General features: G+C 44.9%; 13 protein-coding genes and 1 pseudogene. 4 read left to right on the top strand and 10 right to left on the bottom strand.

The genetic code is table 11. The features are described from left to right. Window positions 1–89: 89 nt before the first annotated feature. From rpsI to zapE, 3 genes are all read right to left on the bottom strand, one after another. Complete coding sequence (gene rpsI / locus QTN95_RS02515; RefSeq protein ID WP_005436094.1) at window positions 90–482, bottom strand: 30S ribosomal protein S9; 393 nt, start codon at window positions 480–482, stop codon at window positions 90–92. Window positions 483–497: 15 nt separating this feature from the next. Beyond that, window positions 498–926, bottom strand: coding sequence for a 50S ribosomal protein L13 (rplM, locus tag QTN95_RS02510; RefSeq protein ID WP_138972532.1), 429 nt, complete (start codon window positions 924–926; stop codon window positions 498–500). Window positions 927–1,174: 248 nt separating this feature from the next. After that, window positions 1,175–2,281: a cell division protein ZapE gene (gene zapE, locus QTN95_RS02505; protein ID WP_331416216.1), complete on the bottom strand. Its 1,107-nt coding sequence runs from the start codon at window positions 2,279–2,281 to the stop codon at window positions 1,175–1,177. A 152-nt stretch (window positions 2,282–2,433) separates the two neighbouring features. On the opposite strand from zapE, the gene zapG reads away from it, so the two are divergent. The 3 genes from zapG (at window position 2,434) to degS (ending at window position 5,586) form a co-directional block, all read left to right on the top strand. Continuing rightward, window positions 2,434–2,895 (top strand): Z-ring associated protein ZapG, encoded by a 462-nt coding sequence (zapG, locus tag QTN95_RS02500; RefSeq protein WP_138972534.1) that lies wholly within the window; start codon window positions 2,434–2,436, stop codon window positions 2,893–2,895. Between the two features lie 128 nt (window positions 2,896–3,023). Further along, entirely contained in the window at window positions 3,024–4,391 is a 1,368-nt protein-coding gene (locus tag QTN95_RS02495) for a DegQ family serine endoprotease (protein WP_331416215.1), read from the top strand. 130 nt (window positions 4,392–4,521) lie between these two features. Then, a complete protein-coding gene (gene degS, locus QTN95_RS02490) occupies window positions 4,522–5,586 on the top strand; it encodes an outer membrane-stress sensor serine endopeptidase DegS (protein WP_331416214.1) in 1,065 nt (354 codons plus the stop codon). A gap of 59 nt (window positions 5,587–5,645) precedes the next feature. Here the strand turns inward: degS and parC are convergent, their stop codons facing one another. The 6 genes and pseudogenes from parC to nudF all read right to left on the bottom strand — a co-directional run bounded on the left by parC (window position 5,646) and on the right by nudF (window position 12,575). Continuing rightward, complete coding sequence (gene parC / locus QTN95_RS02485) at window positions 5,646–7,928, bottom strand: DNA topoisomerase IV subunit A (RefSeq protein WP_331416213.1); 2,283 nt, start codon at window positions 7,926–7,928, stop codon at window positions 5,646–5,648. 3 nt (window positions 7,929–7,931) lie between these two features. After that, window positions 7,932–9,812 (bottom strand): DNA topoisomerase IV subunit B, encoded by a 1,881-nt coding sequence (gene parE / locus QTN95_RS02480; protein ID WP_138972538.1) that lies wholly within the window; start codon window positions 9,810–9,812, stop codon window positions 7,932–7,934. A gap of 272 nt (window positions 9,813–10,084) precedes the next feature. After that, the gene (gene yqiA / locus QTN95_RS02475; RefSeq protein WP_331416212.1) at window positions 10,085–10,666 is read right to left on the bottom strand and encodes an esterase YqiA; all 582 of its coding nucleotides are present in this window, start codon (window positions 10,664–10,666) and stop codon (window positions 10,085–10,087) included. Window positions 10,667–10,675: 9 nt separating this feature from the next. Further along, window positions 10,676–11,497 (bottom strand): 3',5'-cyclic-AMP phosphodiesterase, encoded by an 822-nt coding sequence (gene cpdA, locus QTN95_RS02470; protein ID WP_138972540.1) that lies wholly within the window; start codon window positions 11,495–11,497, stop codon window positions 10,676–10,678. 9 nt (window positions 11,498–11,506) lie between these two features. After that, window positions 11,507–11,958 (bottom strand): annotated as a pseudogene (locus QTN95_RS02465) (DUF1249 family protein). After that, window positions 11,946–12,575, bottom strand: a complete 630-nt coding sequence (gene nudF / locus QTN95_RS02460) for an ADP-ribose diphosphatase (protein ID WP_138972542.1) — start codon at window positions 12,573–12,575, stop codon at window positions 11,946–11,948. The pseudogene QTN95_RS02465 and the gene nudF overlap by 13 nt, the downstream one beginning before the upstream one ends. A 233-nt stretch (window positions 12,576–12,808) precedes the next feature. Here nudF and tolC point away from each other — a divergent pair, with 233 nt between their 5' ends. Beyond that, window positions 12,809–14,137, top strand: coding sequence for an outer membrane channel protein TolC (tolC, locus tag QTN95_RS02455; RefSeq protein ID WP_331416211.1), 1,329 nt, complete (start codon window positions 12,809–12,811; stop codon window positions 14,135–14,137). Between the two features lie 68 nt (window positions 14,138–14,205). On the opposite strand, the gene QTN95_RS02450 is transcribed toward tolC, so the two are convergent. Continuing rightward, a complete protein-coding gene (locus QTN95_RS02450) occupies window positions 14,206–14,652 on the bottom strand; it encodes a hypothetical protein (RefSeq protein WP_331416210.1) in 447 nt (148 codons plus the stop codon). Window positions 14,653–14,656: the final 4 nt, after the last annotated feature.

The raw sequence follows: 14,656 nt of genomic DNA, 5'->3' as shown, positions 1-14,656 counted from the left end.
GCGGAAAAACAAAAAAGCCTGACATAATGCCAGGCTTTTTGGTGCCACATCCAATGCAAGCATTGGAAGCGAATCTTTTCGAAAAAAGATTAACGCTTAGAGAACTGTGGACGACGACGTGCTTTACGTAGACCAACTTTCTTACGTTCAACGCAACGAGCGTCACGAGTAACGTAACCAGCTGCACGTAGAGTAGGACGTAGAGACTCATCGTATTCCATTAGAGCGCGAGTGATACCGTGACGGATAGCACCAGCTTGACCAGAAATACCGCCACCTTTAACAGTAACGTATAGGTCTAGTTTCTCAGTTAGTTCAACTAGCTCAAGAGGTTGTTTAACAACCATGCGAGAAGTTGGACGACCGAAGTACTCATCAAGACTACGCTTGTTGATTACGATGTTGCCGCTGCCTGGTTTGATGAAAACACGCGCAGCTGAGCTTTTGCGACGGCCAGTGCCGTAGTATTGATTCTCTGCCATTTTCGAAATCCCCGATTAGATGTCTAGTACTTGTGGTTGTTGAGCAACATGGTTGTGCTCAGCGCCAGCGTAAACTTTAAGCTTACGGTACATAGCACGGCCAAGAGGACCACGTGGTAGCATACCTTTAACCGCTAGCTCAAGAGCCATCTCTGGCTTACGATCAATTAGCTTCTCGAAGCTGATTGATTTTAGGCCGCCTGGGAATTCAGAGTGACGGTAGTAAATCTTACCTTTAGCCTTGTTACCAGTTACAGTAACTTTCTCCGCGTTTACAACGATGATGTAATCACCAGTGTCAACGTGTGGAGTGTATTCAGCTTTGTGTTTGCCACGTAGGCGAGATGCAATTTCACTTGCTAGACGACCAAGAGTTTTACCTTCAGCGTCTACAACGTACCAGTCGCGTTTTACAGTTTCTGGTTTAGCAACGAAAGTTTTCATGCTAATAATAACCCGTTCAATATTTAAATTTACACTTAAGGAGCAAGCTTGCCCCCACTGACTAAGAGTCCAGTCAACACCCCTTCGAGTGGTTGGCACTCTCGACCCGTTATGTCGAAATACCTTCGATAATCAAGGTCTGCAGTAACGGTGGGTCGCAGGATTATAGAGAAGTCAGTTGAAAAAATCACCTTTTTTTGGATAAAAATTTCATTTTTTTCAAGCTCAACCCTTTAACCACAAGCTCGCTAAGCTAAATGCTCTTTCGCCAAATAATCATGGCTTTGCATTTCAATCAATCTCGACTGACAACGTTTGAACTCAAACTCAAGTAAACCACCCGCATAAAGAGCCTCCAATTCTACTTCAGCCGAGATGATAAGCTTAACGTTACGCTCGTAGAACTCATCGACTAAGGCGATAAAGCGGCGAGCTGCATCATCAATGCTCGCGTTCATCTGCTGAACATCAGCCAATAGCACGGTGTGGTAAATACGCGATAGCTCTATATAGTCATTCTGGCTACGCGCAGATTTACATAACTGAGCAAAGGTAGCGTGAAGCACACCTTCCGACGCTTGCACCACCTCAATCTGACGGTGGTTTATGTCTATGACACTCACCCCCTTTTTACCTTCACCAACCAGTTGCTCATAGTAGTGACAAAGGTTCTTATTAGCTTGCTCATCAAGGGGGGAGTGATAGATTTCTGCTTGTTCTAGCGTTCTCAAGCGATAATCAATACCACTATCCACATTGAGTACTACGCAATTGGCCTGAATCAGTGCAATCGCAGGGAGAAATCGAGCTCTCTGTAATCCGTTTCGGTAAAGGTCTTGTGGCGGAATGTTTGATGTCGCAACCAGAATGACACCACGCTTAAACAGTGCCTGAAACAGAGTCCCCAAAATCATGGCATCGGTAATATCTGAAACAAAAAACTCATCAAAACAGATGATCTCGGTTTCTGCCTTGAATTTATCAGCAACCAACTCAAGTGGATCATTGACATCCCCAAGTGCGTTCAACTCATCATGTACGCGGTACATAAAGCGGTGAAAGTGAACTCGCATTTTTTTTTCGGTTGGAAGTGCATCGAAAAAGGTATCAACTAGATAGGTTTTACCACGCCCAACCCCACCCCAGAAATAAAGACCTTTAGGCGACTCTGGAAGCTTAGGCTGTTTATTACTGAACCAAGTTTTCCACCCTGATGGTTTTTCTATCGGGGTTTCTAGGTATTCAATGAATTCATGATAGAGCTTATCTAAGGCAGTTACCGCTTGTAACTGAGCAGCATCTTTCTGAAAACCGTGTTCTTTTATATCTTTATTATAGATTTCTAGTGGCGTCATCGCTTCGATACCTAATGAAGAAGACTGTTAAACTGCTATGTAGAGCACATGCATTTTTCTTTATTGGCTTAAGCACTCATAGTACCATGTGATTTGAACATGTGTAACTAACCAGTAAAGAACATGTTAAATAACAATGATAAGGAGCAATTATGCCTTGGATTTACGCCCTTGTAGGCTTGCTTGTTGGGATGCTTTTAGGCGCTGTCATTTCACGTCTTACGACGCCCGGATATAAGAAGCAGAAGAACGTTCAGAAAGATTTGGATAAGGCCAAATTTGAATTAGAGCAGCAAAAACAAGATCTTGCTGATCATTTTGCACAGTCTGCTGAAATGCTCGACTCACTAGGTAAAGAGTACACTAAGCTTTATCAACACATGGCTAAAACCTCTGCGGAGTTACTGCCTAATCTTCCTGAACAAGACAATCCGTTTATCAAGAAGATTAGTCAACAATCAGAGGTCGATTCTCACGTTTTCGATTCTGATTCTACGGTTCAACCTCTTAGCGAAGCTCCAAAAGACTACGCAGCAGGTTCAACTGGATTACTAAAAGACCAGAAAAAAGAAATTCTAGACTCACAAGACGTGGTCTCCGCTAAAGCGTCATAACCCAATCTTTCTTTTGTGATGAACTTTACATCGTTTTTTGAGTCTTAAATTCCGATAAGTGCCCCTTTAATTCTTCTTCAACGTATAAACGTTTGAATTTTTGGGGCTTAACTATATAGGAGTATCCGATGAAAAAACCTTTGCTTGCCTTAACCGTTCTCTCTCTAAGCCTAAGTTCAATCATCACGCCAATGCAAGCGACTGCTGCTTTACCGTTTACGGTTGATGGTGAACAACTGCCAAGCCTCGCTCCGATGCTTGAGAAAGTCACTCCCGCGGTAGTCAGTATCTCAGTTGAAGGCACTCAAGTGTCTCGCCAACAAATTCCTGAACAGTTTCGCTTTTTCTTCGGTCCTGATTTTCCAACTGAACAACTGCAAGAAAGGCCATTCCGTGGTTTAGGTTCTGGTGTGATTATCGATGCCAAGCAAGGTCATGTTGTGACTAACTACCACGTGATTAATGGTGCAGAAAAAATTCGTGTCAAACTTCACGATGGCAGAGAATATGACGCAGAGTTGGTCGGTGGCGACCAGATGTCTGATGTTGCCCTGTTAAAGCTCGAAAAAGCGAAAAATCTTACCGAAATCAAGATTGCAGATTCAGACAAGTTGCGAGTCGGCGATTTCACTGTTGCGATTGGTAATCCATTTGGTCTTGGTCAAACCGTGACGTCTGGTATTGTCTCTGCTCTGGGTCGCAGTGGTCTAAACATTGAGAACTTCGAAAACTTTATCCAAACCGATGCAGCGATCAATAGTGGTAACTCTGGTGGTGCTTTGATCAACCTGAAGGGTGAGTTGATTGGTATCAACACCGCAATTCTTGGACCAAATGGTGGTAACGTCGGGATAGGTTTTGCGATTCCTTCCAATATGATGAATAACCTCACTGACCAAATCTTAGAATTTGGTGAAGTAAAGCGCGGTATGCTTGGTGTTCAAGGCGGTGAGATTACCTCTGAACTTGCAGAAGCCTTAGGCTATGAATCAAGTAAAGGTGCGTTTGTTAGCCAAGTGGTACCAGACAGTGCAGCCGATAAAGCCGGCATTGAGGCTGGCGATGTGATCGTTTCGGTAAATGATAAGGCAATTAACTCATTTAGCGAACTTCGAGCTAAAGTCGCCACACTGGGTGCTGGTAAAAAGGTAACGCTAGGTGTCGTCAGAGATGGTAAGCAGAAGTCTTTTGATGTCACCCTTGGTGCGCAAACCAATGTTAAAACCACAGCCGACAAACTTCATGAAGGTTTGGCAGGGGCAGAGCTCACCAACACAATGGCCAGTGATAAAGTGCAGGGTGTTAAGGTGTCAACCGTCGAAAAAGGCTCCAACGCCGAAGCTTATCAGCTGCAAAAGGATGACATTATCATCGGTGTAAACCGTCAAAGAGTAAAGAACTTAGCGGAGTTTAGAAAAATAGTTGAGAAACAGTCAGGTGTTCTTGCACTCAACATTCAGCGTGGTGAACGAAGCATTTACCTTGTTATTCGTTAAATAACATTTCACTCAAAACGCGATATCGCTTTGAAAGGACAGCTGCTCAACCCGCTGTCCTTTTGTTATTTTCTCATCTAATGCTATTCTTCACCGACTAAAACACTTTATGACTATTGATGAGGAAAGCATGCTGCAATTCGTATTGCGATCTGTAGGTTTGGGGCTCGCTACCGCTGCCCTGCTATTGCTCGCGGTTCCATCCTTGCGTTCCAACCTTGTTCCTGCGACGGTACAAACCAGCAATATTGATAGCACTCAGGTACAGATTTCATTCAATCAAGCCGTCCGTAAAGCGGCTCCTGCCGTGGTCAATATCTATAGCCGTAAGTACACCGAAGAAGACCGTTCGAAATTACTCACACAGGGACTTGGATCGGGAGTCATTGTTAGTGAAAAAGGCTACATCATTACTAACTATCATGTTGTTGCTCAAGCAGACCAAATCATTGTGGCTTTACAAGACGGTCGGATAGCCGCGGCACAGCTGGTTGGTAAAGACAGACGTACAGACATTGCCGTACTTCGTGTCGAAGGCGAAAACCTACCCGTCATTCCTTTGAATCCAGACTACTCGCCAAAAGTCGGTGATGTTGTTTTAGCTATTGGAAATCCATATAACCTCGGCCAAACAACCACATTCGGCATTATTTCAGCGACAGGTCGTTCTTCAATTAGTGCAGACGGACATCAAGCCTTTATTCAAACAGATGCTGCGATCAACGAGGGTAACTCTGGAGGGGCCTTGGTCAATACTCAAGGTGAATTAGTCGGTATCAATACTGCTTCATTCCAGCAGGCAACGGAGTTGGAAACCTACGGTATCTCTTTTGCGATTCCTTTTGCACTCGCCAATAAAATAATGCAGAAAATTATTGCTGACGGTCGCGTTATTCGCGGCTATATCGGCATTGACGGGCAAGATATTAACTCGGTGACCTCTCGCCTGTTAGGTAGCGAACATCTCGGTGGAATTGTGGTTCTTGGGGTTGATCCTAACGGCCCAGCAGCGGAAGCTGGTTTTGAAGAACAAGACATTATTCTCAAGATTGACGGACAAAAAATTAATGGCCGCCAGAGCGTCTTGGACATAGTCACCGAACTTCGTCCTGGTACTGTCGTTGATGTGCTGATCCTGCATAAAGGACAAGAGAAGACACTTAAAGTGACGATAAAAGAAGATACCCGCGAATAACCTTGATGGTCATTCTAATTGGATAAGAAAAAAACCCATGCAATGCATGGGTTTATTTATCACTCTTGAACATCAGGCTCTATGTCGCTAGAGCCAGCGGTTTCAATTTCAATCCGCGTCACTCTTTGTAACCCACGAGGTAGTAAACCACCACGTCGTCCTCTTTCACCACGGAAGTTTTCAAGATCCGATGGTCGAAGACCGAGCTTGCGTTTACCTGCATAAAGCGTAACGGTGCTCTGTTGTGGTAGAGCAATCAAGTGAGAAACAAACTCTTCACGATCTTTGGCTTTTGCCGCCGGTATGTTGATGATCTTGTTACCTTTACCTTTGCCAAGCTGAGGAAGATCTTTGATCGGGAACAGCAGCATACGCCCTTGGTTCGTGATGGCTAAGATCTCATCACTATCCAGATCTCCAATCGCTTTTGGTAACAGTACCTCTGAGTTTTGAGGTAAGCTCACTAATGCTTTACCACTGCGGTTCTTCGACAATAGGTCACTGCCTTTACACACAAAGCCATATCCGGCATCCGAACCAACTAACCACAGTTGATCTTCTTCACCCATCACAACGTGACGAATACTCGTCCCTGCGTTGACGTTCAAGCGTCCTGTAATTGGCTCACCTTGAGTTCGTGCAGATGGTAGCGAGTGTGACTCTAGTGAGTAGCTACGTCCATCACTGCCTAGGAATACCGCTTGCTGGTTACTCTTACCGCGCGCATGGGCAAGGTAATTATCACCAGACTTGTAGTTCAGTGTACCCGCATCAACATCGTGACCTTTCGCGTGACGAATCCAGCCTTTTTCAGAAAGAACAACCGTGATTGGTTCACTAGGCACAAGATCTCTTTCAGTCAACGCTTTCGCTTCAGCGCGTTCAACCATAGGTGAACGACGGTCATCGCCGTATTTTTCAGCGTCAGCTTGAATCTCTTTCTTAAGTAGCGTGTTAAGACGACGCTCAGAACCTAGCAGTAACTCTAGCTTGTCACGCTCTTTTTCGAGCTCTTCTTGTTCACCACGGATCTTCATTTCTTCTAGCTTGGCTAGGTGACGAAGTTTGGTATCTAGAATCGCATCGGCTTGAATATCAGTGATGCCAAAACGTGCCATCAGCACGGCTTTTGGATCATCTTCAGTACGGATAATCTCAATCACTTCATCAAGGTTTAGATAGGCAATCAACAAACCTTCTAAGATGTGTAGTCGAGCAAGAACTTTATCTAATCGATACTGTAGACGGCGACGAACAGTTGTACGGCGGAACTCGATCCACTCAGAGAGAATCTGAACTAATCCTTTAACCTGAGGACGGTTATCAAGACCAATCATGTTTAGGTTAACACGGAAGTTCTTTTCTAGATCCGTCGATGCAAACAAGTGATTCATCAACTGATCGCTATCCACTCGGTTGGAACGCGGTACAACAACAATTCGTGTCGGGTTTTCATGATCAGATTCATCACGAAGATCATCAACCATCGGCAGTTTTTTCGCACGCATCTGGCCAGCGATTTGCTCTAGAAGCTTGGCACCTGACACTTGGTGAGGAAGAGAGGTAATGACAATCTCATTGCCCTCTTTGTGCCAGACCGCACGCATCTTAATGCTGCCTCGTCCAGTACGATAAATCTTATCTAGATCTGCCTTTGGAGAAATGATCTCTGCTTCAGTCGGATAGTCAGGACCTTTAACAAAGTTCATGATATCGGCAAGTTCTGACTTTGGATTATCGATCAAATGAATCGTTGCATCCGCCACTTCACGTACGTTGTGAGGTGGAATATCCGTTGCCATACCAACAGCAATACCTGTTACGCCATTGAGTAGAATGTGAGGCAAACGTGCTGGCAACATTTGCGGCTCTTTCATTGTGCCGTCAAAGTTAGGCTGCCACTCAACCGTACCCTGCCCTAGTTCTCCTAGCAATACCTCAGCAAACTTAGATAGTTTAGCTTCGGTATAACGCATCGCAGCGAACGATTTAGGATCATCTGGCGCACCCCAGTTACCTTGACCATCCACTAATGGGTAGCGGTAAGAGAATGGCTGAGCCATAAGAACCATAGCTTCATAACATGCTGAATCACCATGTGGGTGATATTTACCTAACACGTCACCAACGGTACGGGCTGACTTTTTGTACTTAGCAGAGGCTGAGAGACCCAACTCTGACATTGCGTAAATGATACGTCTCTGAACCGGCTTCAAACCATCACCAATGTATGGCAAAGCACGATCCATGATTACGTACATTGAGTAATTTAGATAAGCGTCTTCAGTGAACTTGCGCATTGGCAACTGTTCAACGCCATCATATGTAATTTCTGTCGACATTCGTTAAACCTCTGCCATATCGCCGTTGCTTTGCAACCAAGAGCGACGGTCATCCGCTCGCTTCTTACCTAGCAGCATATCCATCATTTCCATCGTTGCTTCACTATCGTCAATCGTTAACTGAACCAAACGACGAGTGTTGGGATCCATGGTCGTTTCACGTAGCTGAAGTGGATTCATTTCACCCAGACCTTTGAATCGCTGCACGTTGATTTTGGCTTTCTTCTTCGACAAACGCTCTAAAATGCCTTCTTTTTCATCATCATCAAGCGCATAGAAAACCTCTTTTCCACAGTCGATACGATACAGTGGAGGCATCGCGACATAGATGTGCCCCGCTTCAACTAGCGAACGGAAATGGCGTGTAAACAATGCACATAGCAAAGTGGCGATATGAAGACCATCCGAGTCCGCATCGGCAAGGATACAAACTTTACCGTAGCGAAGACCGTCTAAGTTCTCGGTATCAGGATCGATACCTAATGCCACAGAGATGTCATGAACTTCCTGAGACGCGAGAACCTGATCAGGCGAGACTTCCCAAGTATTCAGGATCTTACCTCGTAGCGGCATCACAGCTTGAAACTCACGATCACGCGCCTGTTTAGCAGAACCACCAGCCGAGTCACCTTCGACAAAGAAGATTTCAGTGCGGTTTAAGTCCTGAACTGAACAGTCGGTTAACTTACCTGGCAAAGCAGGGCCAGAAGCGACTTTTTTACGCACAACCTTTTTACTCGCACGCATACGACGATGTGCGTTGGCGATACAGACTTCCGCCAGTTGCTCAGCTAACTGAGGCTTTTCATTCAACCACAGGCTAAATGAATCTTTAACGACGCCAGAAACGAATGCCGCCGTCTGACGTGAAGAGAGTCGTTCTTTAGTTTGACCAGCAAACTGCGGATCTTGCATTTTCACCGACAACACGTAAGAACAACGATCGAAAACGTCATCCCCCGTCAGTTTCACGCCACGCGGTAACAGATTACGGAACTCGCAAAATTCACGCATTGCATCGAGCAAGCCTTGGCGTAGGCCGTTAACGTGAGTACCGCCTTGTGCCGTTGGAATCAAGTTAACGTAACTTTCGGTGATCAGCTCACCACCTTCTGGTTGCCAGATCACGGCCCAGTTAGCAGCCTCTGTTTCAGCAGAAAACTCACCGGTATAAGGTTCTTCTGGTAGAACCGTGTACCCTTTGACACCTTCAGCTAGGTAGTCTTTCAGGCCATCTTCATATAACCAACTGTAATCTTTGCCATTTACCTTATCGCTAAAGGTAATCTCTAAGCCAGGACAAAGAACCGCTTTTGCTCGTAGGTTATTGACTAGGCGTGTAACAGAAAAATTTGCTGAATCGAAATACTTCGTGTCCGGCCAGAAGTGAACGCTGGTACCTTTGTTGCGACGACCACAAGTGCCAGTCACCGTTAAGTCAGATACTTTCTCGCCATGTTCAAATGCAATTTCATACACTTGCCCATCACGACGAACGGTCACTTCAACACGCTTAGACAGCGCGTTTACTACCGAGATACCAACACCGTGTAAGCCACCTGAAAATTGGTAGTTTTTATTGGAAAACTTACCACCAGCGTGCAGCTTACATAGTATCAGTTCAACCCCTGAAACTTTTTCTTCAGGGTGGATATCTACAGGCATGCCACGACCATCATCGATCACTTCAAGTGATTGGTCGGCATGTAAAATTACTTGAACCTTTGAAGCGTGTCCGGCTAGCGCTTCATCGACACTGTTGTCGATGACTTCTTGGCCCAAGTGGTTTGGGCGCGCTGTATCCGTATACATCCCTGGTCGGCGACGTACTGGCTCCAAACCATTAAGAACCTCAATGGCCCCAGCATTATATTGTTCAGTCATAATACGGAATTTCGTCTTAGGTAATAAAAGGTTTACTTGGCAGGCGATTTCAATGTGTCGGCTTAAATGGCAACCTTGTCGGGTATCCACAAGGTTAACGACGAAAATCCAAACACTTCAAATCCACACAAGTACTGGTGAGACATAGTCTGGAACAGACCCAATTATGTCAAGAGAGATAAGTAAGTAACAAGTAAAATTATGACTCTTCCCTCAATGAATATGTCATTGAGAGCGAAAGACGTTAGGTTCATCAACACTAACCAGGCAGATTAAAGCGCCAAGAATTCGATGATCTTAGCCGGATAACGCTCGAAGTTGACGAAGCTGTGATCACCACCTTGCTCGACAGTCTGCTTAGCTCCACAAAAATGTTGCACTGCTTGACGATAATCGAGAACTTCATCCTCGGTTTGCTGTAGCAACCAAAAGTCCGACGGCGTTTTAATAACCGGAGTGTCGAGTTGCTTGAGCTCAACAATATGGGGATGCTCTAAAACATAACGCTCTTGAGTGTACGGGTTTTCTTGCTCACCAAGAAAATCCGCAAGCAACTCATAAGGCTTGACCGCAGGGTTAACCACTACCGCTTTAAAGGCAAACTGCGCATTGAGCCACATCGAAAAATAACCACCAAGCGAACTTCCGACCAAGCCAATCTGATAATCATCTTTATATTGATTGACAATATCCAACAGATGCTGCGCAGCTTGCTCAGGAAAACAAGGTAAACGCGGTATCACTACCTTAATATCTGGACGATACTGTTCACAGTACTCTCGCATTAGATTTGCTTTGAGTGACAATGGTGAACTGTTAAAACCATGAATATAAAGTAGTAAAGACGGTTTCATTTCCTTTCCTCAATAGCCAGCAGAAGTGAAATCAGGCTGGAAACTGCCAGCTGGTAAGCGTTTTACTTCTGTCGACACACTGCCATCGGCATGTAACTCTAGTTCGCGCCAGCCTGGGGAAAGCGTATCCAACGCAAAGTCATCGCTATTAGGTTTAAACTGAACACAAGTCGATGGCGTGGCCATCACTCTCGCACCTTTATACACAACATTCATATCTTGATGCACATGTCCACATAACACCGCTTTAACGCTGCTGTGTTTGTCTACCACTTGCCAAAAATCTTCAGCATCTTTCAGTGCATGCTGATCTAACCAACGGCTACCAACCAACAGGGGATGATGGTGCATTAAAACAAGCGTATAACGCTCTGGATATTCGCTGAGCTTTTCATCAAGCAGTGTCAGTTGTTGATCGCTCAAGCGACCATGAGGTACACCGACAACCTGAGAATCAAGCAATATCATTTGCCACTTTTCACCGAGCAAGACATGTTCAACCTGTTGAATCTGAGGTGAAGGTAAGACCGAACCCATGGCCGGTTTAAAGTCATGATTGCCCGGTAACCAGAAACATGTTTTCTCAAGTGGTGCAATGCCTTGCTCGAATCTTTGATAGGAGCCAGCAGAGTGATCCTGAGAGATATCACCCGTTGAGAGAATCGCATCGAACGATCGCTTCTCCTGCACAATAGCGGCAATAACTGCACTAAAACTATCGAGAGTTTTAACACTGAGCAGACTACCATCCGCTGGCTCAAATAAATGAGTATCAGTAATCTGGAGTAGCTTTATACTGCCGCTATCTAAGGAACTTGACGTTACTTTCAAAACTAAAACCTAAATATTCAATGGAGTGCGACTGATACCCTGTTTCAAACAAAATGACAGCCAATCACCGAGAAAACGATTGAGTTGTACCTTTTCATCTTGTTGCAGCATCTTATCATTCGGGTAGTCGTATCGAGCATTCACACGTTTAAGATGTTCACAGCTACAAACTTCTGCTACGCGAGCATCGTGGTAGAGCCTGACAGACATTGTTGGCAATGGAAATACTGGAACGTCATCACTTTGACAAATGTCGACCAAAGTTGTGTACTTTGTGACTTCGACCACTTGAATCTGATACGTCATATAAGCAGCTTGATAGCAGCTTGATAGCAGCGTACATCACTGACACTCGGCTGATAAGGCAGCAAAGCGTTTAGTTTTGCGTAATTTGTCTCATATGTGCGCATCAGGTCAGATAAATCAACATGATACGGTTTCTTTAGTGCTACGTGCGCCATTGTCTCTTCAAACGTTGCTGGTTAAGCTCCAACCATTGCAATGCAATAATGGAGGCACCATTTTCAAATTTCCCATCAATAACCCATTGGTAGGCTTGCTGGCGGGATACCACATGAACTCGAATATCCTCACCTTCATAGTCTAAACCATGAATCCCATTCGCTGTACTCGCATCAACTTGACCGACATACACATCAAGTTTTTCGGAACAACCGCCTGATGAAGGGTAATACGAGGTTACTTTCTCTAACTGACCTACTTCAATACCGGCTTCTTCTACCGCTTCACGTCGAACAACACTTTCAGCGTCTTCTTCACGATCTATCATGCCTGCGACGATTTCCAACTGCCAAGGGCTGTCATGTTCAAGAGCACCAACGCGGATTTGTTCAATCAATACCACCTCGTCTCTAATCGGATCGTAAGGTAGCATAGCCGCTGCGTGTCCACGCTCGAACATTTCGCGTTCGATAGTTTCACTCCACCCTCCTTCAAACAACTTATGTTTGAAGCGGTACTTAATCATTTTAAAAAATCCCTGAAACAGTGTTTCTTTTGAGATTATTTCCACATCTTGTCGAGTGAACTGCTTATGTTGCTGGTCAGACTGTTGCATTTGGCACCTCTCTGAGTGAATCTTATAGTTTACTCAGACCTAAGCGTAACTTCCAAGGACGTGGCTCAACTTTTCATACAATTTTTGCAGTTTAATTTAAATTGATGAATTATACTTATTACACAGCTGGATAGTTAAGTGTAAAACTTTGCAAAGTTTTCGAGTGAATTGACATCAATTGAGTTAAACTCTTGATGACTAATATTTTTCGTTTTTTGGCAGGAATTGAACCTATGAAGAAACTGCTTCCACTAGTTATCAGTGCAGCACTAGGCAGCCTAAGTACTCATGCTTTCGCTGATACTCTGGCAGACATTTACAATCAAGCAAAAGAGAATGACCCAACGCTACTTAGTGCCGCAGCCCAGCGTGATGCTGCCTTTGAAGCCGTGACCTCTAGCCGTGCAACACTTCTACCACAAATTAATTTGACTGCTGGTTACAACCTAACACGTGGCGACACGGATTTGGACACGGGTAGTACTATTGACAACGATAAGAATGCGCTAACAGCTGGCATCAACTTCTCGCAAGAACTTTACCAACGTTCTAGCTGGGTTGCTCTGGATGTGTCTGAAAAATCGGCACGCCAAGCAGATGCGTCTTATGCCGCAGCACAACAAGCTTTGATTCTGCGTGTTTCGACCGCGTACTTTGATGTATTGCGTGCACAAGACAACCTAGAGTTTGTTCAGGCAGAGAAAGCAGCGGTTGGCCGTCAGTTAGAGCAAACGAAGCAACGTTTTGAGGTTGGGCTTTCAGCAATCACTGACGTACATGACGCTCAAGCTCAGTACGACGCAGTACTCGCTGATGAAGTATTGGCACAAAACAGCCTAGTAAACAGCTACGAAGGTCTGCGTGAAATTACTGGTCAAGAGCACTCGAATCTTGATGTTCTTGATACTAAGCGTTTCTCAGCAAGTAAGACTTCTACGGCAATTGATGCACTAGTAAACGAAGCCCAAGAGAAAAACTTAAGCTTGCTATCTGCACGTATCGCGCAAGACGTAGCCAAAGACAACATTTCGCTAGCCAGTTCAGGACACCTACCATCGCTAACACTTGATGGTGGATACAACTACGGCGATATTTCAGACAGCATCAACTCAAACGGCACAACCAATAACTTCAACATTGGCGTCAATCTGAATGTTCCACTATACACAGGTGGCAACATTAGCTCGCAAACTAAACAAGCTGAATACAGCTATGTTGCAGCAAGCCAAGATCTTGAAGCTGCTTACCGCAGTGTTGTGAAAGATGTTCGTGCATTCAACAACAATATCAGCGCATCAATTGGAGCGCTGCGTGCTTACGAGCAGACCGTTGTCTCGGCACAATCAGCCCTTGAAGCAACAGAAGCGGGGTTTGATGTTGGTACACGTACCATTGTTGACGTTCTAGATTCTACTCGTCGTCTATACGATGCCAATAAGAGCCTATCTAACGCTCGTTACGATTACATTCTAAGTGTGCTTCAGCTACGTCAAGCCGTTGGTACACTGAGTGAGCAAGACATCCTCGATGTTAATGCTGGTCTCAAGACGGCGAGCAAATAACACACTAATCATTCGATAAAAAAGGCTTGCTCCCTTGAAGCAAGCCTTTTTATTTCTATCTGTCTGCATTAGTAGACGGTATCTATCTTGACGTTTTTCTCGACTAACCAATCCACTTTGTCTTCGCGTTTGATATGCAATGCCACGTCAACTGGTTGGTCCAAATCGAGGGGAATTTGCCATACAAACACAACTTCCCACTCGTTCTGGTTATGGGTGCGAAGTTCGAGTAAGTCCCCGTCGATAATCCAGCTCTGATCACCTTGCTGAATAGACACGCTTTCAACATCTAGCTCCGCTGGTAAGGGTTTGTCAGATTCTAAATAGAGCGCACCATGTAGAGTACTGTCTTGCACTTCGCCAATGGTGGGCATCTTATTGATCCAAAGATTACTTTTGAGTACTACAGTGGTATCGGCGAATTCCAACTGGTTGCCTTGCTCCCAGCCTACAGGTTGTGAAGTACAGCCCACCATTAACGCCACACCAAGTGAGAGTGCTGCTAACTTTTTCATTTGA

Origin of the sequence: Vibrio sp. M260112 (assembly GCF_036533775.1) — a bacterium.
GTDB lineage: Bacteria > Pseudomonadota > Gammaproteobacteria > Enterobacterales > Vibrionaceae > Vibrio.
The sequence above is the reverse complement of the archived record's forward strand: the minus strand, read 5'-3'. Positions and strand labels throughout refer to the sequence as shown.

Bases quoted from the DNA above. Each gene is read 5' to 3' on its own strand.
- rpsI (WP_005436094.1), bottom strand. From the start codon at position 482: ATGGCAGAGAATCAATACTACGGCACTGGCCGTCGCAAAAGCTCAGCT.
- rplM (WP_138972532.1), bottom strand. From the start codon at position 926: ATGAAAACTTTCGTTGCTAAACCAGAAACTGTAAAACGCGACTGGTAC.
- zapE (WP_331416216.1), bottom strand. From the start codon at position 2,281: ATGACGCCACTAGAAATCTATAATAAAGATATAAAAGAACACGGTTTT.
- zapG (WP_138972534.1), top strand. From the start codon at position 2,434: ATGCCTTGGATTTACGCCCTTGTAGGCTTGCTTGTTGGGATGCTTTTA.
- QTN95_RS02495 (WP_331416215.1), top strand. From the start codon at position 3,024: ATGAAAAAACCTTTGCTTGCCTTAACCGTTCTCTCTCTAAGCCTAAGT.
- degS (WP_331416214.1), top strand. From the start codon at position 4,522: ATGCTGCAATTCGTATTGCGATCTGTAGGTTTGGGGCTCGCTACCGCT.
- parC (WP_331416213.1), bottom strand. From the start codon at position 7,928: ATGTCGACAGAAATTACATATGATGGCGTTGAACAGTTGCCAATGCGC.
- parE (WP_138972538.1), bottom strand. From the start codon at position 9,812: ATGACTGAACAATATAATGCTGGGGCCATTGAGGTTCTTAATGGTTTG.
- yqiA (WP_331416212.1), bottom strand. From the start codon at position 10,666: ATGAAACCGTCTTTACTACTTTATATTCATGGTTTTAACAGTTCACCA.
- nudF (WP_138972542.1), bottom strand. From the start codon at position 12,575: ATGCAACAGTCTGACCAGCAACATAAGCAGTTCACTCGACAAGATGTG.
- tolC (WP_331416211.1), top strand. From the start codon at position 12,809: ATGAAGAAACTGCTTCCACTAGTTATCAGTGCAGCACTAGGCAGCCTA.
- QTN95_RS02450 (WP_331416210.1), bottom strand. From the start codon at position 14,652: ATGAAAAAGTTAGCAGCACTCTCACTTGGTGTGGCGTTAATGGTGGGC.